The sequence below is a fragment of the Streptomyces sp. NPDC059788 genome, from assembly GCF_042732265.1.
Classification (GTDB): domain Bacteria; phylum Actinomycetota; class Actinomycetes; order Streptomycetales; family Streptomycetaceae; genus Streptomyces.
Window position 1 is genome coordinate 286,488 of record NZ_JBHWHY010000001.1, and the last position, 18,324, is coordinate 304,811.

The following is an 18,324-nucleotide window of genomic DNA, read 5'->3' on the forward strand; positions in this document are numbered from 1 at the left end:
TACCGGGCGGGAGGTCCTGCTGCTCCCTTGCCGGGTGCCGACTCGCACGATTGCGTCCTGCGTTTTTGCCGTCCGTGTTCCGGGTGCCTCGCACCCGGAACACGGACGGCCCGGCGTAAGCACGCGTCAGAGGATCTGCTATCAGGACATCGGCCTCAGAGGCCAGCGGACGCTGTGCCGCGAGTTGGCCCAACGCGCTGGTCGAAGCCGCCGCCTAGCGGTATGCGCCCCTAGTGCCGGACTCTCGCACACCGGCAGCCGGGGCCTCGATCCACCACCAGAACCTCGAAGAACAGGAGTGGACCGTGTCCACATCTTCGCAGCCCCCTGAGAACACCGAGTCGCGCCTTGTCCTGGAGGGCAAGAGCCAGCCTGACCGGACACCCGTAGCCGGACCGCTCATGATGACGCCCCCTGTGGGCGAGGACTACTGGACGTACCGCGTCCGGGTTTCTGACCAGCAGGCGGTCATCTGTTTCCCGAAGTTCGGCACCGTCGGCATCGGCTTCGCCGTCGAGGAAGACTGGAACGCCAATCTCCCGTACACCTCCGACGCCGAGCAGATCTACGAGCACATCGAGCACAACAAGGGTGACGACGCGATCAGTCGCGAGGACTGCCTTGCTGCGATCCGCATGATCCAGGACGCCGTACGGGTGGACCGCGCCGCTCAGGACGGTGAGTCGTGATGACGAACCTGGTCCCGATCCCCGTCCCCGATGCGGTGTCCGCCTTCAAGGCCCGCTTCATCGCGGCCTACGTGCAGGCTGCTGTCCGCGAGCAGGCCGACACGGTGCGCGAGGCCGTCTCCCACCGTGGGCTGGATGTTGAGGCGCAGGCGGACCGTGAGGGCGCCCTCGCCGCTGCCGCCCGCACCAACAAGACGCTGGCCCCGTCGCGGCAGTCGCTGGTCGTGCGAGGTGCGGCATGAGCGCCCGCGACGCCGCAATCCGTGCGGTCGAACAGCATCCCTCCACGACGTTCATGGCGCCGTGCGAATCGCTGGCTGACGCCGTGCTGGCAGCCGCCTCCCCGCTGATCCGCGACAAGGTGCGCCGGGACCTGCTGGGTGACGATGCCGACCCTTCGGCGCTGGTGCTCGATGCCGAGTCGTACCGCCGCCTGTCCGAGGCGATCACTGCCACCATGACCGACCCGAACCGGTGGGACGGGGACGACGATGAGCCGGAGATTCTCACCCGGTACGTGCCGTGGCTGGCGGAGGGGCGGGCAGCTGTCCGTGCCGAGACGCTGGGCGAGGCCGCCGACGCGATCGTCGTGGAGAACGACCGCATGTTGTGGGCGACGCAGCCCGGTACGCACTGGGCGGCCGACCTGCTGCGTCGCATGGCCGCCGAGGCGGGTGAGTCCCGTGCCTGAGCTGTCCCCGTCCTGCCGCGCCGAGATCGACGCCCTGCTGTACGACGAGACCGCCCCTGCCGGCTGGCTGCGCGTGGCCGTGGGCGAGCTGGCCGCCGAGAACGGCCGGCTGCGCATCCTGGCCGCCAAGCAGAGCGTCCTGCTGGAGCAGGCGCAGTGCGAGGCGAGTACGGCGATCGCCAGCAGCCCGCCGTCCCGCCTCTCCGCGACGCCCGCCGAAGTCGACGTTTACCTGCGCAAGATCCTCGCCGAGGACACCTACCTGCGCTATCAGCAGGCTATCGGTGGCCGGTCGGTCGAAGAGGCCGCCAAGGACATCCGCACGGAGACCCACACACCGTGGGCGAGCCAGCTGTACCTCAACGGCATGGCGTTCGCCGCTGACCACATTGACCCACTGAAGGGCGGCGGACGCTACCCATCGCAGCTCCTCTGCTCCCACCACAACGGCTTCGGTCCGTGTCCTGGCTTCCCGAAGTGCACACCGAGTGCCGACGGGGGTGAGCGGTGATGTCGATGACGACCCCGCGCCCCGCGATCGAGGTGCCGCAGGGAGATCGGTACGTCATCGGCCGGAACGGCGTGTTCGCGACCCTCTGGGACCGGCAGGAGGAGCGACTCGTCGTGGACAACGCGACCGAGGAGCAGTGCCGCCGGGTGCGAGACGGGCTCATTGAGCAGAACCACGCCATCGACCTCGCCGACGCCGCGTTCGCCCGGCTGACCATCGAGCACTCCGAGTGCTGCTCCGCCGCCGACTACCCCGGCTGGGCCCGCGGGAGTGCGTCGTGATCTGCCCCGTGTGTGTCGAGACGCTGGTGGCCCGGATCATCCGCGGCCTGCATGAGGACAATGACCGTTTCCCGGCGACGCGGGGCTGGCAGGTCGGGGCGATGTCCGACGGCCTGCCGCTGATCGCCGCCGAGCTGGCCGCGGCGAGCCCGGCGCACGCGATGGCGCTGCTGAAGCGGCTGGGCGAGCTCCGCAAGTGGCGGCTGCCGTACGTCGACGACCCGGCCCGCAGCACGATCACGTAGCCGGAGCCCGAGCACGGCAAACCGAAGCCCGAGCCCGAGGCGGTCGTGCAGCTGTGGGCCCCGGCCCTGGTGGAGGCGGTGAGGGCCGCGTGACCACCCAACCGAGCGTCACCGTCGTGGACTTCCTCGTCCTGGTCTGGCTGCTGCGCCGCATCGCCGACCTGGAAGACCAGCTCGCCGGTGCCGGCTGAGCGTCGTCGAGCAGCAGCAGACCGACCACACCGCATGGCGGCTCCAGCGCGGGCCGCGACACCCTAGGGGGAACCAGTGAACGAGTATCCCGAGATCGCAATGCGGTTCGCTCGCGACACGGCCCGGCACGAGATGACCGTCCTGCACGACGACAGCCTGTACCGGCACCTGCGTGTCGCCCCGGAGGAGAGCTCCCTCTTCTGGTGGGACCTGATCACCTGGCCGTACAACCTCGTCGTCAACGGCTCCCACGGTTCGTTCCACTTCTGCCTTGTCGGCGAGGACACCAAGGACATGTTCGTCCTCTTCCGCGACAGCCGTGCCGGAGGCTCCATCAACCCGGACTACTGGGAGGAGAAGCTCCGCGCGGGCAAGGCGAAGGGCTGGTCGGCGGGCAAGTTCCGGTCGTGGCTCGTCGAGGAGGCCGCCGCCTTGGAGGCCCGCTATCCGGGCACCGTCGAGGCGGTCGGCAGGCAGATCCTCAATTCGGACGAGCACGACATCCAATACGAGGAGACCGCCCGCTACGCGTGCCACCAGTTCCGACACGGTGACGTGACCCTGCGCTTCCCTGACGAGTGGGACCTGTCGTTCGAGGAGTTCGACTGGCAGTACCTGTGGCAGTGCCACGCCATCGTCTCTGGCATCGCCCGGTACGACGCCGTCCGCAAGCAGGCGGAGGTGGCCGTGTGACCGCCGAGGAGTGGAACGACAAGTATCCCGTCGGTACGCCCGTCATCGCGTACCCGGGCGTCCGCCCGGAGGACCCGCTCGCCGTGGCGGTCCGCGAACGGCAGGAGTCCGGCGGCTACGTCGATCCGGGCGACGCCGACCTGTGCAGGCGGCTGGTGACCGTGACCCGCACCTCGGCCTGGACGCTCGGCCACGGTGCGGCCGTTGTCTCCGTCGAGGGCTACGCGGGCGGCATCTGCCTCACCCGCATCGACGTGGCGGGCGAGGTCGCATGACCGCCCGCACTCATCAGTCCGCCCGCCTGGGCTGGCCGAGCGCACCGCCGCCGTGCCCTGCCACCGCGACGGCTGGCCGCTCCGCAATGGCGACGTCCACCCCCCCCCAGCGAGCGGCCGAAGCCCGGGTGACGACCGCGTGAGCCGCGTCGGCGCGCCCGACGAGGACGCCGTCGACCGCGCCGTCAACGACTCCGCTCCGCCCGAGTGGCTCACCCGCAAGGAACGCCGCCTCGCCGGCCGCAAGCTCCTCGCCCGCGGCGCCTCAGCCGCCGGCGTACCCAGACCCGATCCGACCGGAAGACGGCTGCCTGATGACCGCCTGCCCGAAACCGACCAAATCCCGCTACGCCACCCGCACGGCGGCCGAGACGGCAGCCCGCCGTGTCGCCGTGCGCAGCAACTTGCTCCTCAGCCCCTATGAATGCGTCTGCACCTGGTGGCACCTGACCAAGTCCGCCCCCGAGCAGCCCGTGGACGTCTCCGCCGCGCAGATCCGCGACATCGAGCACCTGGCGAGCCTGCCGGACATCGACTTCCGGGAGGTTGTCGCCGCCGACAGCGCAGGTGACGGCGAGCTGGGCCGGCGGGCAGCGCTGCGCCACCGGCGCAACCAGATCCGCTGGAAGAAGCACCTCGGGCAGCTCATCGCCAACGTCGACGCACAACTGCACGAGCGCCGCGGCGACCGGACGCTGGCCGCCCACGACTGGGCCAGGCGGGCCACCGCCCACCGCAACGCCCTGCAGTTGCGGCTGACCGAGTGCAAGCGGCTGCGGGCCGCCGGACACGCCGAGGAAATGGCCCGCAGCGATGCGTACCGCCGCGACAGGGAAGTCGCTGCCGCTGCGGGGGCGTCCGTGAAGGAACTCCGGGCGCTGGCCGGGGAGGCTGCCATCAAACGACTGATCGCCTCGCACAACGCTGAGTTCAACGAGTACCTGGCCGAGGAGTACGCGCACCTCGGCATCAGTCTGCCGGCCCGCATCGAGCACTACCGCCGCGAGCGGGGAGCCACCTGATGACCACCCCGTCCAGCTCGCCGGGAAACCGAACTCGCCTGGAGCGGCGAGCAGATCATCGCCGGCGACGCGCCCGGGCCCGCCCGAACCACGCCACTCGACCGACGTGACGTCCCTGCCGTTTCCGGTTGGGGAGGTCGAGAGGGAAGGACCTTGGTCCGGCTGGGTAGTGGCTTCTGGTACGACCTGGCCACCAGACTTCAGGACGACTCGGGAGCCATGCGCATCGAGCGCGTCGCCTGGCGAACAGCACTGCCAAGCCCCCGCGAAGACCGTCGGCGGAGGGAAGGGCTTCCTTTGGCGCACGCTCAATTCCGGCTCCTCACTCCGAGTCAGCCGGGCTGTGCATTCCTTGTCGAAGGACTTTCACATGGCATGGCATCGAATCGACAGGTGATCCCGAATGGCCTGACAGGGAGGGACGACTTGGGGGAGAGGCAATCGGATGAGACGCGGGCAGTGCGCTGCAAGGCAGCGCCGGGGGTCTCACTGCCGAATCCATCACATCTTCCCGGGGGAGACCGCCATGCCCGCGCGCACCGAGCACATCCTGCTCTACATCAAGTATGTCGACGACGCCCTCGCCGAGCAGGGTGCCGCCGCAGTCGAAGGCGTGATCTCCGGCCTCAGCCTGAGGATTCTGGCGCGGGCTCTGCCTGACGGCCGGACGTCCGTCGCCGTCTCGCTCTACAAGCGCGTGCACCGCATGCGTGCCTCGGGCAAGGCATTCCACTACTGGACCTCAGAGAAGCTCACGTCGATGGCCCGCACGAAGAAGGGCCTCGTCGTCCTGCGCGAGATCGATCGCCGCACCGGCACATACACCACCCGCCATGTCTTCTCCGAGACTATGGTCGTGCGCTGGATTCACGTGCTGTCCCAGACACTGCAGCAGTGGATGCGCAGCAACCCGCAGGCCCGCCGGCTCGAAGGACCGGAGCCTGGGGGAGTCGACAACGCCGTGGACCAGGTGATCGCCGCGATCCGCGGACACATCGGCGAGCTGCCGGCCTGGAACGTCCGTTTCCCGCTGCTCAAGAACGACCGGTGGGGTGATCCGGCCTCCGCCTACCTGCCCTATCTCGATGCCCACGACCATGCGCAGGTCGCGAAGAACCTCTTCGGCGTGCGCGCCTACCGTCGGCCGCTGGCCCGCGAAGTGGAGCGTTTGGACATCGGCACCCTGAGCTGGTTCGCCATGTTCCGCGGGCTGGTGCCCGTGGACTGGCTGATCGACGCAATGCGCACCACGAAAGCAGCCAGCGGCTACCGCCTGACGCTCGGGCTGTCGCTCACATCCGTGCAGCGGCGAGGCATCCGCTCGATCCTGTGCCGGACTCCGCAGCCGGTGCTGCGACGGATCCTCAAGGAACCCGTCCACCAGGCGCGGCGCACGCTGGCCGATGCAGCCGACTGCACGGCTCACCGTCTGGCCGTCACCCGAGACCTCGACCTCCTGCCAGAGATCATCGCTGCCCGCGGGCAGCGCCGGGTCCGCGGCTCCCGTGACCTCGAGCACCTGGTCCGGGACCTGCCCGCAATCGAGCGCTGGCATGACCCCCGGGGCCGCGCGGCCCAGCGCGTCATAAAAGAAGAGATCTACGCCCGTCGTGAGATGGAGTACTACAACCACCAGATCCGGCTGCTTCCCGAGGGCACGGCCCAGGTCGCTGACTGGGACCTCTGGAAGGACGAGGCGTTCCGCGTGCAGGCACTGGGCCTGATCGAGGACCGTCGGCGCGAGCTGATGGCTGCCCGCGATCGTGAGCGCCACGAACGCGAGGAGATCCGCCGCCGCGAGCGGATCGCGAAGCAGGCCCAGCGCCACCAATGGGCACTGCAGACGGCCGCACTGCTGGATGGCCGGGAAGCAGCCTCCGGTCTGAGTCTCGTCGTCGCCCGTGATGCCGAGACGCTCTCCCGCTGGGGGGCGATGCTCAACAACTGTATCGGCGGGTACGCCGGCGAGCTGGAGCTGGATGTGTTCGCCGCGGTCTGCGAAGCGGACGGCCGCGTGCGTCTGAACCTGCAGATCACGCAGTCGCATGGCGTAGAGCAGATCCTCGGGAAGTACAACCGCGATGCCGTGCGCGAGCTCGGCGAAGCAGCCCAGCAGGTCGTCGACGGACTGGTCGCCATGGACTTCAGTTTCCACTCGGATGCTCTGGGTATGGACGGGCTGCGACTGCCCCAGAGGACTCATTGACGCCAAATCTCTACAAGGACCCCGGCCTGGTGCGCGGGCACCAGGCCGGGGTTCTTCTCGTGCTAATCGCGTGCTGGGCCATCCGGCGTGACAGCGCCTCCAGGAGCAGGTCGCCGCCGAATCCGCGAAGAACACCCACGCATAGGCTCCGGCAGACACCCTGTGCACCGAGGAAGAGGCCGTCATCGGCTGGGGCCACGCCCCCATCCCGTACCGGGGCTCCATCGGCTGCAACCGCAGCGACGCCACGGTCTACCTGACCGACCGCCGGTGCCGGGTCCGCGGCAACTGCAGCTGCCGCCAGCCCGCCCCCAACCGCATCCACGCAGGGCGGTCTCTTCTAGGCCGGACGTCTCCGGCGCCCCCCCCCAGCTGCTGCGGACTATCCGCCGCTGCCCTAGACCGGGGCAGCGAGCTGGCGAGCCCTTCCAGTGCCACCCTCTGCCTCCAGGAGCTTCAACAAGCCAAATTGCGCCCACGCCCCGACCCACAGGGCAATACCCTGACACTGCCGTACCGATGAGGAGACACGATGGAGCGCTACCGAGACCCCGACTGCTCGTGTGGCTGGAGTCCCGTTCAAGAGCGCATCACCTGCCAGAACTGTCGTATGCATGGCCCGCTGCCCGGCAGCCTCGCCGATCCCGACTGGGAGGCCAGCCTTCGCGACCCCACGCACCTGCGGGCGGCCGCCGAGCGACTCGCGGGCCGCGTCCCGCCCGTCACAGCTGGGCCACGCACCTCGAACGACCGCAAGATCCTCGGCCTGGCCGAGAGCCTGCGCCAGGAAGCGGACCGCCTGGCCGGTGAGGTGAACAGGTGAGTACCCCCACTGACCTCGAAGCTGCGCCCCAGCGTCTGAGCGAGGAGGGCGCCATCGGATACCTGAGACAGCTCGCTCAGCTCTCACAGGACAACTACAGAACCGAGGGATGGGCCTACCCCACGCAGTATCACCTCCTGCTTCAGCACGGCCGGCGATTCCGTCCAGCGCCGTTGCCTGACCATGTGGCCCCGATGCCCAACCGACAGTGCTACATGAACGCCGCTCGGTACGCCGAGGACCACCCCGAAGAGCAGCTGTTGTACGCCGAGGGCTTCGCGCGTATGCGGAGGATGGACCTGGACCCGACGCACGCTTGGTGTGTCCGGCCTGACGGCACAGTTCTGGACCCCATCTGGGACACAGCACCAGGGCGGGCGCGCGTGGGTATCGTCCTCAAGGACCCCACGCTGTGGCTCCTCGACGGCGGGGGAATCCTTTCCGACATGGACCGAACCTTGCCGCTTCTCGGGGACGGCCTACCCGCCGGCGCGCTGGCTCTCCTCGGCCAACCCGTGTAGACCTTAGTTTCTCTCCAACTCACAGGGCTGCCTGCTGCCAGTTCCACCAGGGCTGCTGCACGAACCAGCCCCGCGGCCGCCACATCCCGGCCGAGAACAGACATCAACCCGTCGAACGGACCGAGGAGTGCCCGTTCCACACCACGGTCTCCACAGGCAGAAGCCGGCCCCCTCGATGTCGAGGGGGCCGGAAGCATGCGGGGCGACCAGCGTCACGGATCAGGCGAGACCGCCCCAACAGGGCGGGACACGATGCGCATCTGCGCGCCGTCGTATTCCACGACCTCACCCGGCAGGATGAGCGGCCCCGACTCTTCGTCCTGCCACGCCGCCCCGATCCGGCGCACCTGAACAGCCGGCCCGCGCGCGCCAGACATGAACACCGTCGGGTCAACCTCCCACCCGTGGGCGGCGAGCCACTGCTCCAGGGCCGCAGAGTCCGCGCCGCCCGCACCACGCGGCCACCAGTACGTGCTCGTCTCGTTCGTACTCGTCACGACGTCCCCCCGTCCCGTGAGCGGCTCATCAAATAGGTCGTGCCACCGAGCACTGGCAACCCGCCCGCGCGCACCGCCCACCCGTGACTCGTCACCGCCTGCGAACGCCAGGAGGAGCCGGGCTCGTCGGTGCCTTCCTCGCTAGGACCAGTGGGCGGTGCGACCTGGTCGAGCAGTGCGCACATCGTCGCGCCAGCGTCAATGGCGGCAGTCAGGTCGAGCCGGTACACCCCCCACCGCTCATTTACCGTCGTGCACAGCGCGTGCCAGGTCTCGGCCGTGGCATCGGTGAGGTTCGCGGCGGCCGCCGACAGGACATCGGCAGCCGCCGGCGTGATCGGCTCCTCCACGCCGTTGACGTTGTAGGTACGCGTCACCCGCCGGTCGCCCCGGCCCGTGCCCCCATCAAGACGCGCCGAGGTGGCCCCCGGACGGAGACGGGTGACCACGTGGCCGATGTACGCGGCCGACAGCACCGTGGCCGCCTGCGCGTCCAAACCGTCAGAGCTCAGCGCCTCCAACACGGCCAGCTCATCAATCGTGGGGGTGGCGGCCCGTTCGGCCGCGGCCTTCTCCTCCGCGGCCCGCAGCGCGGCGGCCTGCTCGTTGGCGGCCTGCTCCGCGTCCGCTGCGGCCTGCGCCTTCCTATGCTCTCCGGGCCAGGTTTTTCCGGCGGACAACCACCGGTAGCGGGAGTTCTTCACCGCGGCGTGCCGGGTGTCCTTCTCCGGCTCCGTGACGGCGTTGATGCGCATCGCGTTGGACCACAGACTCAACGCGCGTGCTCCCTCGTCGGTGAGACCGAACTCGCGCACCCCAGGGGCGATGGCGAACACCTTCAAGAACCCGGCCGCCCACAGGCGCGGAACCAGGGTCTTCCTGATCCTCTTGGAGACGTCAGCACGGTCCGGGCTGACGTCGTAGGCGGTGAACCCGTCGGCGGTCTCGCGCACCTTTCCGTCACTGATCCACCCCAGCGTCTGCCACTGGTCGCAGGAGAGGCTCAGTGCCTGGGCGGCGTCGATGTTCTCCGGCGTCATCACGTGGGCGTCTTCCCGAGCGTGCGCGTCCAGGTGGGCGCGGGCAGCGTCGGCCGCATCCTGCTCGTTGTCGTGGACGTAGGCAGCGGCGACGTCGGCGACCGCGTCCCCGAACTTGTTCAGCCCCATGGCGACGGGGCTATGTCGGTCGCACTCGGCCACCCACTGGGAGCCGATCAGGTCGAGAGCGACCGCTCGCGCGGGGGCTGGGGTGCGGTACGCCTCCCCGACCTTGGGCAGACCGCCGCCCGCGACCGCCCGGCCCTGGCCGGTCTCCTTGGGCGTAGCAACGGCGGCACCGGGCGGCGTCCATTCGGGAAACGTCTTGCCGCGCTCCGTGGCGTCGGCGTGGGCGCGAACGATGTCCCGGACGCTGGCCGCGTACGGCACGTCATTGATCACCGAACAGACGCCGATGCGCGTGCCGTCCGGCGCGATGACCAGCCAGGGCCAGTCCTCGCCACCCTCCTTCGACACCACGTAGACAGCTCCGCGGACCACCGCGTTCCAGATGCTCGGACTGATCCGCTTCGCCGTGACGCGGCGCTTGCCCGTGCCCATGACGATTTCCTGCGGGCCATGCTGCGACATGACGAGGCCGTCGTCGCGACGGTCATCCTTCACCGCCTGCCGCTCCTCGACCTCCTGCTCGCTCCGCGCCCATGCGGCCGACCGCTCCTGCTTGGCCTGCGCATCCCGCTCCGCCTGCTCCGTCGCAAGACGCTCCCGCGTGGCCTCCATCTCCTTGGCCCACTGCTCGGTCCGCCGCATCTGCGCGGCGCGGCGGCGCTCCTCCTCCTGTCCGTACGGCAGCGGAGTAAGGTACCTGGCCTGGTCCCGCGCCGTCTGCTTGCCGGTTCGACCGGTGTGGTGAACACGCACCCGGGCCCAGTAGGCGGCCCGATGGTCCGCGTGCAGCAGATCGGGAGCAGCGGCGCACCAACGGTGCGCGGTGACACCGTCGGGAGTGACCGTGACAGGGCCGCGCCGGCCGGCGCGGGGCACCGCGATGTAGCCGCCGGAAGCCAGCAGCCTGACCAGAGCGACCCGCACCCGGCGGCCCTGGCCCTCACGGCGGCGTACGATTCCGGACGTGTCAGCGTGCAGGTCTCCCGCGTACGCGGCGGCCAGGACGTCGGCCAGCCCTGTGCACCATCCCATACGGGGCAGTCCGGTTCGGGCGTTGTACTCATCGAGCCACTGGTCCATGCCGCTCTTCTCCACCCCTGAGCCGGCGACTTCGGCGAGGGCGGTGACAGCCTTTCGGGCGGCGTCGTTGGCCCGCTCCGGCTCGTTGGTGTCGTCCGGACCATACGCGGCGACAGCAGTCGAAGCCTCCGTCGTGGGGGCCGCGCCCGCGTGGTGGGACGCGCGCCCTGCGCATTCCTCGGCGCTCCGGCGGTTGCCAGCCTCATCGGAGTGCTCTGCATCCTTGGTGGCGGACGCGGCATCGAGCCGGGCGGAGAACGCAGCCCAGCTCGCTTGGAGCTGGGTCATGTCGGCCAGCCGGAGGCGTGCCACTTCCAGCTCATCTTCGAGCTGCTGCGTGCTGAGGCCCGCGAGGTCTTCGTCGGTGCGGGGGTCAGTGTTCACGGCGTTCCTTCGTTGAGGGGGAGCCGGACGCAGGGTGCCCGGGCGGTCCAGGGGCCGCTGTGCCGAGAAGCGTCCGGTATGTCGTGTGCTCGCGAATCCGTGCGTGAGCGGGTCGGCCCCGTTGCGGGTCTGCGGGGAGGACGCTGTGGGGCGCGAGCCCGATCACCGCCGTGCGGGTGTCCACCACCTCTCGGGCTACTGCGACGACAGATCAGCAACAACCACCAGAGCCGCCTGGATCAGCTCTGCCGGCTTGCACGTGGCGTGCTGCTCCGACCCGTCCGTGACCGTCAACCCTCACCCCGGGCGGTGCGCGCAACCGCGGTGGTCTCTAGCCCGGCGCAAGCGGTGTCGCGGTCCTCCTCCGCCTTCGCGGCATCCGCGAAGGCGCACCCGTACAGGTTCAGCGTCTCTTCACGGCCGGACTCGGCACGGGCGGCGGCATCCTCCATGCGCGCGCACTCGGCCACGTAGTCAGACAGGGCGCCCGCCTCGCGGTAGATCTCTGCCGACTCCGCATAATGGGCAGCTTCCCGCTTCGCACGGTTCACGTCGTCGTACGCCTCTTCACAGGAGCGGACGGCCGAACACACGTCATCAGCGAGCGCGTCGCCCTTCCGGACCCGGTCCCCGCATGCCTGCGCCCGCTCCACGTCACCGGTGGCGAGCACCACAGCCTCATGCACACGGACGCGGGCCGTCGTCAGCCGCTCCACAGCAGCCGCCCACGCGGACGCCGTACGGCCGGACTCCGCCCGCTCCGCACGGGCGTCATCGCGCCCGGCCAGCCCGGCACGGACGGCAGCCGCCCGCGCGTTCGCCCGCTCGCTCGCGTAATGCTCCTCCCAGTACAGGGCGTGTTTGAAGTCCCGAACGCCGTTGTACGCGGCCTGGGCGGTCTCGAGCGCCGCCCACTGGGCGGGGGCGTGCTCAGCAAGCCTGGTCGGCTCCCCGTAGCTGTTGTGCGGGAACTTCGACCAGTCGGCCAGGCGCTTGCGGTCGTTTCCGGTACCGAACCCCTGGGGATTCCGGCGGACGGCGGCCGCCGCCTTCCGCAGACTCTCAGCGCCGCGTCCCTCGATCCGGTCGACCACTCTCAGCGTGAACGCCACGGCGGCGATGTCGACACGGTCACCAGCGATCAGCGCGGCGGAGGTGTACCGCGACGGGTAGCACACCGACCGGCCGGAGCACCTGGATTTCCTCCAGGCGTCGTACTGCGCCACGAACGGCCGCAACGGGTCACCCTGCCTGGGGTGCACCACGCCGTCGTAGTCGGTGTAGCCGTCGAACCATGCACACCAGTCACGCGAGGAGTCCTCGAACATCACGATCAGCCCGGCGTATTCACGCGCCGTCGGCTCGCGGCCCGACTCGGCCAGCCGATTGCGCCACTGGGCCTCCTGGGCGATTAGCCGCTCCTGTGCCTCCTCGATGATCGGTGTGGCGAGTGCCTCCCGCTCTGCGCGCGCCGCGGCGTCCGCGATCGCCTCCCTGGCTTCCTTGACGTGCTGCCCGGCCAGCACAACCGCACGCCGCCACGACGCACACCCCCGCGCGTCGTCGCCGTTGGTCTCGGCCAGCCACGCCCGCGCCGCCTCCAGGGCATCGGTGGCTGACCGCTCCGCTGTCTTGGCTTCCGCATACGCGGCGGAACTCAGCTCCACCGCCCGCGCGCCCGTGGGCGTGGAGCCGTCGAGGGCGTTGAACGCGTCCCGCGCGTCGCACAGGGCGGCGCTGACCTTGGCCACGGCGCCGTCCAACTGCCGGACCCATTCCGCGGCGTTCCGGCCCCACACCGTTCGGCCCGCGGCTTCGTGCTCACGGGAGACCACGCGTACGGTCTTAATGACTTCGCGTACCGCCTTGAACCCACCGGTCGAGGCGGAGGTCACGAGCTTGCCCGTGGCCTCGTTCCACGCGCAGACGTGCTCTGTCTCCTCCACTCCGGCACGCACCATCACGAGCCCGGAGATCACCAGGGCACGCACCCACAGGCGGCCGGTCCAGCGGCGCTCCGTGCGCACATCCCAGCCCAGCTGGTCTGCCTCGCGAGCGAGAACACCCGCGTTGCGGGGCATGCCCGCCAGCGCGGCCGCCGCTGCTTCGGCACCGACGGCGGCGCCGCATCCGCCGCAGCGTCCCGCGCGCACTTCGTCGCGGTGGCACGCCGGGCACGACTCGGCTGCCGTCTCCTGGTCCACGGGGGCGAGAGCCTCGCTGTGTTCGGGGTCGGCCGTCTGCATCCCGACGCTCGTGAGGCCGGGGCCAGCGGCCGGAGTGGCGTGCTGGCGGGCATCGTCGCCCTCGACGTCAGAGGGGTCGGTTCGTTCCTGTGTGCTCGTCATCGCTGCACCTCCAGAGCAACGGCGGGTTTTTCGGTGGTCTCCTGAGGTGACTCGGTGATCAGCCGCCGCGATCCATTGATCGCCCGGGCCGCCCCGATCTTCTGGCTCCAGTTGCCCAAGACATGAGCATGAGTGGGCCACGCGTCGAACGTCTCCAGCGTGAGGATGTCGCGACGGCGCACCACCGCGGGGATGTGCAGCAGCGCCAGATGGACGTAGATCATGTGCATGGCCTGCGGTGCTACGTCCTCCGCCGTCACATACAGCTGCGTCTGCGGATCCAGGCCGTGCTCCAGCATCGCCTGCGACAGGGCGATGATGAACGCGCCCGCGCCGCAGGCGGGCTCGTACACATTCGCGAAACCGTGAGTGCTCACCTGTTCGGCTATCGAGTCGATCTGCATCTCAGCCATCAGCCGGGCGATGTCATAAGGCGTGTAGTACTGGCCGAGCCGCTCGTTGCCGAGCTCCAACTCCATGTAGAGGCGGCCAAGCACGTCACAGGGATCGCGCTCCATCTCCGTGGCCACCAGCGCCAGGGCGTGCACGAAGCGGTCCAGCTCTTCTCTGCTGTAGCCGCCGGCGATCTGGAGGTACCGCCCTTCACGCGCTTCCCAGGACTCGCTCCCGCGGACGCCCACGGCGTTGCGGAGAGCCAGCGCCGCCATCTCGACGAAGTTGTCGAAGACTTCGCTCATCCGCTTCGCGCCGGTGCTCGCCGCCAGCAGCTTCACGGCCTCGCGGTAGCCGCTCATGTGCTTGGCGCCACAATGGCCGGAGCCTCTGCGGTCCGGACGACACGGCGGACCTCCACATTGAAAGGAAAGATGCGCAGGTTCCAGGAACCCTGAGCAGCGGGCCGAAGGAACCCGTCCGGGCGTCCGTGAGTCATCCGGTGGCCTCGGCTGTCGTAGCTGATTCCGCAGGAAGCTGCGAGTCGTGCTTCTTCGTCTGCTCGGCGAGGATCTGTTTCACCAGCCCCATCTGGTAGTTCCTTCGTTTCTCTGGGGTAAACGGTGGCGGTGAAGGGGGCCCATGCCGCGGAGCTGGAAGAGCGGGCCCAGCGAGCCGGAGCCGCGTGCGATGCGGACCGATGGTTCGCGCGTACTTGTGGCAGCCGCCGTGATGCAGCGCCGTTGCCCCAACCTCTTCGAGCGCCCGAGCGAGCCAGCGCGCGCCGTCTTCCTCGGCTCGGCGGGCGGTGGCTCCGAGTGTGATGAGACGCCGTTCGACTGCGACGTGGCCGGTCTCGTCTCGGCGGACCTTGGCTGCGGCACGGTCGTTCAGCACGGTGGCGTCAGGCAGTACGACCAGACGCCGGGCGCGGGTACGGCCGAGATAGGTGAAGCCCTGGCCGTGGCCGTAGACGTGGCCGATGTGTCCCGGCATCACGTACGACGGGCCGTCGGCCGTGAGCCTGACCCGCGGGACGGGATCGGCGTGCGCGACGATCCCTCGGATTCCCTTGGAGGCGGCGTCCTGGAATGCCCTCGCGCACGCCCAGGATTCGCCGTTCGAAGCCACAGAGTCCAAAAGACACATACGCGAGAGCTCAAGCGATTCCCTCAGCGGCATCAGGTCCGGGAACACATTGAGGACGGCGGTGTTCATCGGGACCCCGAAGGCGAGCACCCCGACCAGACGGCCGCCTTCGGGGTCGCCGGGCCCAGGGGGCTGGTCAACGCGCTGGAGACCGTAGGCGAGCCGCACGACCGGCCAGCTCGCGCTGTAGTGATGGGCGACAGTGAAGCGCTTCGCCGGAGCCTCCGGTATCCGGACGACACGGTGGGCCTCCGGGTCGAAGCCACCGTCCCGGGTCCGTCTCCACGTCGGCAGCCGGTGGTTCCAGCGCTGGCACCAGGTATCGGCCCCCGGCTGCCGCAGTTCGAGTTGCTCGGCGAGGATGAAGTCGCCCCACCCCCCGTACGGGCCTCCCGGCCGCGTCCTTCGAGGAGTCTCCAGCGGCTCACACATCAGGCCACCGCCTTACTGCGCTTGCCCGCGGACTTCCCCGCGAGGGCCTTCTGCTCGACGTGGCGCGCCGCGATATACAGGCCCTCGCGGTTCAGGTGCCGCGAGTAGCTCGAGTCGAGATAGAGCACCGGCACGTCGCCCGCGGCCTTGAGCAGCGCCGGGTGCAGCAGGTGCTTGATCGGACCCGAGCCGCCGCCGTAGACGTAGACGACCTCGGTCGTCGCACCGGCCTGGGAGAGGACATCGCCGAAGGTGGAGACGATCTCGTCGACCAGATAGCCGGCCTCGGCCTCGACGAAGCCGGCGGCGCGCTGGTGACGGTTCTTCGCCAGCACGGACGGCTCCGAGTGGAGGAAGTCCGCCAGCTGCTTGCGCGAGGAGAACTGCAGTGTGGCGTCCGACTCACTCATGCGCTCCATGGCGTTCATCAGCGCGGTGCCGTAACCCTCGTCGAGGGTGTCGGCCGCCTCGGGGTTGAACCGCCCGTCGGTGAAGACCGGGAAGTTGACGGTGCCTTCGCCGACGTCGACGCCGATGGTGTGCTGGACCGCCACCAAGTCGGAGGCCGAGACGCCCTCCACGAGGGTCGCGTCACGGGTGCGCAGATCATCGAGAAGAGCCTGTGCGAGCGGCTCGCCCTTGTCAGTGATGGCAAACTGCGCGGACGCGCCCTCGGCCATCACCTGGACGTCGACGAACTCCAGGCGTACTGAGACTGGGGTGCTGAAGTTCTTGATCGTCACCAGGTGCACCGCGGGGTCGGAACTGCCCAGCAGGCCGATGAACTCGGCGGCGTAGGCGTGGCGACGCGCGACGAACTCGGAGATCGGCAGCGCCAGGCCGGCGCGCACCTGCGCGCGCAACTCGTGATCGGGCAGCGCGTCGTTCTCGCGGACGTAGTCGCGCAGGGCCTTGGCGGCGAAGACACCCAGGACCAGGACCTTGCTCAGCTCCTGGTCGGCCTTGGAGCGCTTGCCCAGCACTTCGAACTCGGTGAACTTCGAGCCGCGCACGCTCAACGCCGCCCGGCCTAAGATGCGGCGATCCGACGCAGCCACCAGAGGAGTGGTGAGCGAGCAATCGATCTGGTTGTAGAAATCGCCGGCCAGCACAGAGGCCGCATCCGCGTCGGGGAGCGGCACCTTCGGCGAGGTGCGAGAGGTCGAGACGACCGCACTGGGCAGATCGATCTCGTCGAAAGTCTCCTGCTTCGTATTCTGGATAACGCCCTTGACATAGCCATTGCCGACGTCGATGCCGCCGGTAAGAGTGATAGTGCCGTTGCTGTTGGCGCTCATGAATTCGATCCCTCGGTGTCTATATCGTCGCCCTGGAAAATGAAATTCACCGCGTCACTCAGCGCCGGGTACTCGCCATGATTTCGTCGATGGATGCCTGCTTCGGCGGCTCCGGCGGTGAACTGGGGGCGCTTGCCGCGGGGGCCTCGGCCGTCTCCATCGGTGCGGGAACAGGCTCGGGCTGGACTGCCGGTGCCGGTGCTGACTTCTCGACAACGGCGTCGGCCTGGTCGGCGACCGCGGGCTGCGGCTGAACAGACGTGGCGGCCGGACGGCGTTCGGTGACCGCCTCGTCGTCCTCGCGCTGTTCCGTGGTCTCCAGCGGCGGCCGGCCGCGACGCGGCAGCTGATCGACCGGCTTGAAGAAGACATCGATGTACCCGTCGCGCTGAATGGACTCCCGAATGAGCAGCCGAATCGACTGCGAGATGTCCGCCTGCTCATTGAGCCATTCGATCACCGAGGTGTCGGCAGCGGGCACGGTCCAGCGGACCTTACGAGGCTCACCCGACTGATTCGCCATGGCGCTCACCTCGCCCTGCTACTCGCTCCTGTGCGTCATCCAGTCGCTCGCCGGATGCCTCTCGCTCTGCCATATGGACTCACCGTCTCTCGTGATCCCCTCGTGTGCGAGTCGATGGAAGCATCACTCTAATGTTCTTATCGAGTCTTGTGCAAGTCCCATTAGATACACGAGTGAGTCATCATTTGAGTCCTTGTCGAATGCCGGCAGGGACGCCTGCGAGGCACCGCCGCGCCCCCGCCTGGGGGTGACCGTGTGCAAGCCGATAGCGCTGTGCGCCGATGCGCCCCATCTGCGGCGCGGTAAGTGCTCACGCGGGACATCTGCGAGACACCCGCAGCCACAACGCTGATCGCGAAGAGCCCCGTTGGAGTACAGGTGAGGCCCCATTGGTGTCCCAGCTGTGCCTCTTGAGAGACACCACCCGACACTCCTGCCAAGGTGTGTACTCCAAGGGCCCTGCGTACGACAGCAAGGTGGCACTGTTTGAGCACACGCGAGACACCGTGAGGACGCGAGCGGGACCCTGAGAGGCCCAATGGCAGCAGCCGGTCTCTTATGCGTGTCCCATTCGTTTCCCTGAAATGTCCCGATGAGTCACCTCGGAGACGCGAAGGAGACGCTGTTTCACAGATGATTCATGGGGCCGAGAAGCCCGACTGGACCTCTTATTGAAGCCCGTCGGCGGGCACGGCAGCACAGCCATGAAACGCCGGCGGAGCGAGATCGGCACAGCCGCCGGTAAACCGTCGGCGCAGTGCTGGTCTGGTGCGGCGGGCGGGGCGTGGTGGGGCCGCCCCCCCCCCCGCAGGTTTACAACGGGGGAGCGACCCCAACCCAACCCGGGGCCGGCCGGCAAACCCCGCCCCACCACCCCCCCCCCAAGAACCGGGGGCCCCCCA

At 69.0% G+C, this 18,324-nt stretch carries 19 protein-coding genes; 12 read left to right on the forward strand and 7 right to left on the reverse strand.

Going from position 1 to position 18,324, the window contains the following annotated elements; genetic code table 11:
• The first annotated feature begins 305 nt into the window (after nucleotides 1–305).
• The 12 genes from ACFV57_RS01610 to ACFV57_RS01665 all read left to right on the forward strand — a co-directional run bounded on the left by ACFV57_RS01610 (nucleotide 306) and on the right by ACFV57_RS01665 (nucleotide 8,149).
• Nucleotides 306–689, forward strand: a complete 384-nt coding sequence (locus ACFV57_RS01610; protein WP_385224510.1) for a hypothetical protein — start codon at nucleotides 306–308, stop codon at nucleotides 687–689.
• Nucleotides 689–931, forward strand: a complete 243-nt coding sequence (locus ACFV57_RS01615; RefSeq protein ID WP_385224512.1) for a hypothetical protein — start codon at nucleotides 689–691, stop codon at nucleotides 929–931. The genes ACFV57_RS01610 and ACFV57_RS01615 overlap by 1 nt, the downstream gene beginning before the upstream one ends.
• Nucleotides 928–1,380, forward strand: a complete 453-nt coding sequence (locus tag ACFV57_RS01620; protein ID WP_385224514.1) for a hypothetical protein — start codon at nucleotides 928–930, stop codon at nucleotides 1,378–1,380. Before ACFV57_RS01615 ends, ACFV57_RS01620 begins: the two co-directional genes overlap by 4 nt.
• Nucleotides 1,373–1,891 carry a hypothetical protein gene (locus tag ACFV57_RS01625; RefSeq protein WP_385224516.1) on the forward strand — a complete coding sequence of 173 codons (519 nt, stop codon included), beginning with the start codon at nucleotides 1,373–1,375 and terminating at the stop codon, nucleotides 1,889–1,891. The genes ACFV57_RS01620 and ACFV57_RS01625 overlap by 8 nt, the downstream gene beginning before the upstream one ends.
• Nucleotides 1,891–2,172 (forward strand): hypothetical protein, encoded by a 282-nt coding sequence (locus ACFV57_RS01630; RefSeq protein ID WP_385224518.1) that lies wholly within the window; start codon nucleotides 1,891–1,893, stop codon nucleotides 2,170–2,172. Before ACFV57_RS01625 ends, ACFV57_RS01630 begins: the two co-directional genes overlap by 1 nt.
• Nucleotides 2,169–2,417, forward strand: a complete 249-nt coding sequence (locus ACFV57_RS01635) for a hypothetical protein (protein ID WP_385224520.1) — start codon at nucleotides 2,169–2,171, stop codon at nucleotides 2,415–2,417. The genes ACFV57_RS01630 and ACFV57_RS01635 overlap by 4 nt, the downstream gene beginning before the upstream one ends.
• Before the next feature lie 267 nt (nucleotides 2,418–2,684).
• On the forward strand, nucleotides 2,685–3,302 hold the full coding sequence (locus tag ACFV57_RS01640) for a hypothetical protein (RefSeq protein WP_385224522.1): 618 nt from the start codon (nucleotides 2,685–2,687) through the stop codon (nucleotides 3,300–3,302).
• Nucleotides 3,299–3,577, forward strand: a complete 279-nt coding sequence (locus tag ACFV57_RS01645; protein WP_385224524.1) for a hypothetical protein — start codon at nucleotides 3,299–3,301, stop codon at nucleotides 3,575–3,577. Before ACFV57_RS01640 ends, ACFV57_RS01645 begins: the two co-directional genes overlap by 4 nt.
• A gap of 314 nt (nucleotides 3,578–3,891) precedes the next feature.
• Nucleotides 3,892–4,599: a hypothetical protein gene (locus tag ACFV57_RS01650; RefSeq protein ID WP_385224526.1), complete on the forward strand. Its 708-nt coding sequence runs from the start codon at nucleotides 3,892–3,894 to the stop codon at nucleotides 4,597–4,599.
• A 526-nt stretch (nucleotides 4,600–5,125) separates the two neighbouring features.
• A complete protein-coding gene (locus ACFV57_RS01655) occupies nucleotides 5,126–6,805 on the forward strand; it encodes a PcfJ domain-containing protein (RefSeq protein WP_385224528.1) in 1,680 nt (559 codons plus the stop codon).
• Nucleotides 6,806–7,415: 610 nt separating this feature from the next.
• Nucleotides 7,416–7,628: a hypothetical protein gene (locus tag ACFV57_RS01660; protein WP_385224530.1), complete on the forward strand. Its 213-nt coding sequence runs from the start codon at nucleotides 7,416–7,418 to the stop codon at nucleotides 7,626–7,628.
• Nucleotides 7,625–8,149 (forward strand): hypothetical protein, encoded by a 525-nt coding sequence (locus ACFV57_RS01665; RefSeq protein WP_385224532.1) that lies wholly within the window; start codon nucleotides 7,625–7,627, stop codon nucleotides 8,147–8,149. Before ACFV57_RS01660 ends, ACFV57_RS01665 begins: the two co-directional genes overlap by 4 nt.
• Nucleotides 8,150–8,361: 212 nt before the next feature.
• Here ACFV57_RS01665 and ACFV57_RS01670 read toward each other — a convergent pair whose 3' ends face one another.
• The 7 genes from ACFV57_RS01670 to ACFV57_RS01700 all read right to left on the reverse strand — a co-directional run bounded on the left by ACFV57_RS01670 (nucleotide 8,362) and on the right by ACFV57_RS01700 (nucleotide 17,422).
• Complete coding sequence (locus tag ACFV57_RS01670; RefSeq protein ID WP_385224534.1) at nucleotides 8,362–8,646, reverse strand: hypothetical protein; 285 nt, start codon at nucleotides 8,644–8,646, stop codon at nucleotides 8,362–8,364.
• A complete protein-coding gene (locus ACFV57_RS01675) occupies nucleotides 8,643–11,279 on the reverse strand; it encodes a hypothetical protein (RefSeq protein ID WP_385224536.1) in 2,637 nt (878 codons plus the stop codon). The genes ACFV57_RS01670 and ACFV57_RS01675 overlap by 4 nt, the downstream gene beginning before the upstream one ends.
• Before the next feature lie 290 nt (nucleotides 11,280–11,569).
• Nucleotides 11,570–13,627 (reverse strand): hypothetical protein, encoded by a 2,058-nt coding sequence (locus ACFV57_RS01680; protein WP_385224538.1) that lies wholly within the window; start codon nucleotides 13,625–13,627, stop codon nucleotides 11,570–11,572.
• The gene (locus tag ACFV57_RS01685; protein WP_385224540.1) at nucleotides 13,624–14,382 is read right to left on the reverse strand and encodes an N-6 DNA methylase; all 759 of its coding nucleotides are present in this window, start codon (nucleotides 14,380–14,382) and stop codon (nucleotides 13,624–13,626) included. Before ACFV57_RS01685 ends, ACFV57_RS01680 begins: the two co-directional genes overlap by 4 nt.
• A 133-nt stretch (nucleotides 14,383–14,515) precedes the next feature.
• Nucleotides 14,516–15,601 carry a hypothetical protein gene (locus ACFV57_RS01690; RefSeq protein ID WP_385224542.1) on the reverse strand — a complete coding sequence of 362 codons (1,086 nt, stop codon included), beginning with the start codon at nucleotides 15,599–15,601 and terminating at the stop codon, nucleotides 14,516–14,518.
• Nucleotides 15,601–16,899 (reverse strand): hypothetical protein, encoded by a 1,299-nt coding sequence (locus tag ACFV57_RS01695; RefSeq protein WP_385224544.1) that lies wholly within the window; start codon nucleotides 16,897–16,899, stop codon nucleotides 15,601–15,603. Before ACFV57_RS01695 ends, ACFV57_RS01690 begins: the two co-directional genes overlap by 1 nt.
• A 58-nt stretch (nucleotides 16,900–16,957) precedes the next feature.
• Nucleotides 16,958–17,422 (reverse strand): hypothetical protein, encoded by a 465-nt coding sequence (locus tag ACFV57_RS01700; RefSeq protein WP_385224546.1) that lies wholly within the window; start codon nucleotides 17,420–17,422, stop codon nucleotides 16,958–16,960.
• Nucleotides 17,423–18,324 lie beyond the last annotated feature (902 nt).

Excerpts from the sequence above, each read along its gene's own strand:
- ACFV57_RS01650 (WP_385224526.1), top strand. The coding sequence starts at position 3,892 with ATGACCGCCTGCCCGAAACCGACCAAATCCCGCTACGCCACCCGCACG.
- ACFV57_RS01620 (WP_385224514.1), top strand. The coding sequence starts at position 928 with ATGAGCGCCCGCGACGCCGCAATCCGTGCGGTCGAACAGCATCCCTCC.
- ACFV57_RS01630 (WP_385224518.1), top strand. The coding sequence starts at position 1,891 with ATGTCGATGACGACCCCGCGCCCCGCGATCGAGGTGCCGCAGGGAGAT.
- ACFV57_RS01685 (WP_385224540.1), bottom strand. The coding sequence starts at position 14,382 with ATGAGCGGCTACCGCGAGGCCGTGAAGCTGCTGGCGGCGAGCACCGGC.
- ACFV57_RS01680 (WP_385224538.1), bottom strand. The coding sequence starts at position 13,627 with ATGACGAGCACACAGGAACGAACCGACCCCTCTGACGTCGAGGGCGAC.
- ACFV57_RS01615 (WP_385224512.1), top strand. The coding sequence starts at position 689 with ATGACGAACCTGGTCCCGATCCCCGTCCCCGATGCGGTGTCCGCCTTC.
- ACFV57_RS01695 (WP_385224544.1), bottom strand. The coding sequence starts at position 16,899 with ATGAGCGCCAACAGCAACGGCACTATCACTCTTACCGGCGGCATCGAC.
- ACFV57_RS01700 (WP_385224546.1), bottom strand. The coding sequence starts at position 17,422 with ATGGCGAATCAGTCGGGTGAGCCTCGTAAGGTCCGCTGGACCGTGCCC.
- ACFV57_RS01660 (WP_385224530.1), top strand. The coding sequence starts at position 7,416 with ATGCATGGCCCGCTGCCCGGCAGCCTCGCCGATCCCGACTGGGAGGCC.
- ACFV57_RS01690 (WP_385224542.1), bottom strand. The coding sequence starts at position 15,601 with ATGTGTGAGCCGCTGGAGACTCCTCGAAGGACGCGGCCGGGAGGCCCG.
- ACFV57_RS01655 (WP_385224528.1), top strand. The coding sequence starts at position 5,126 with ATGCCCGCGCGCACCGAGCACATCCTGCTCTACATCAAGTATGTCGAC.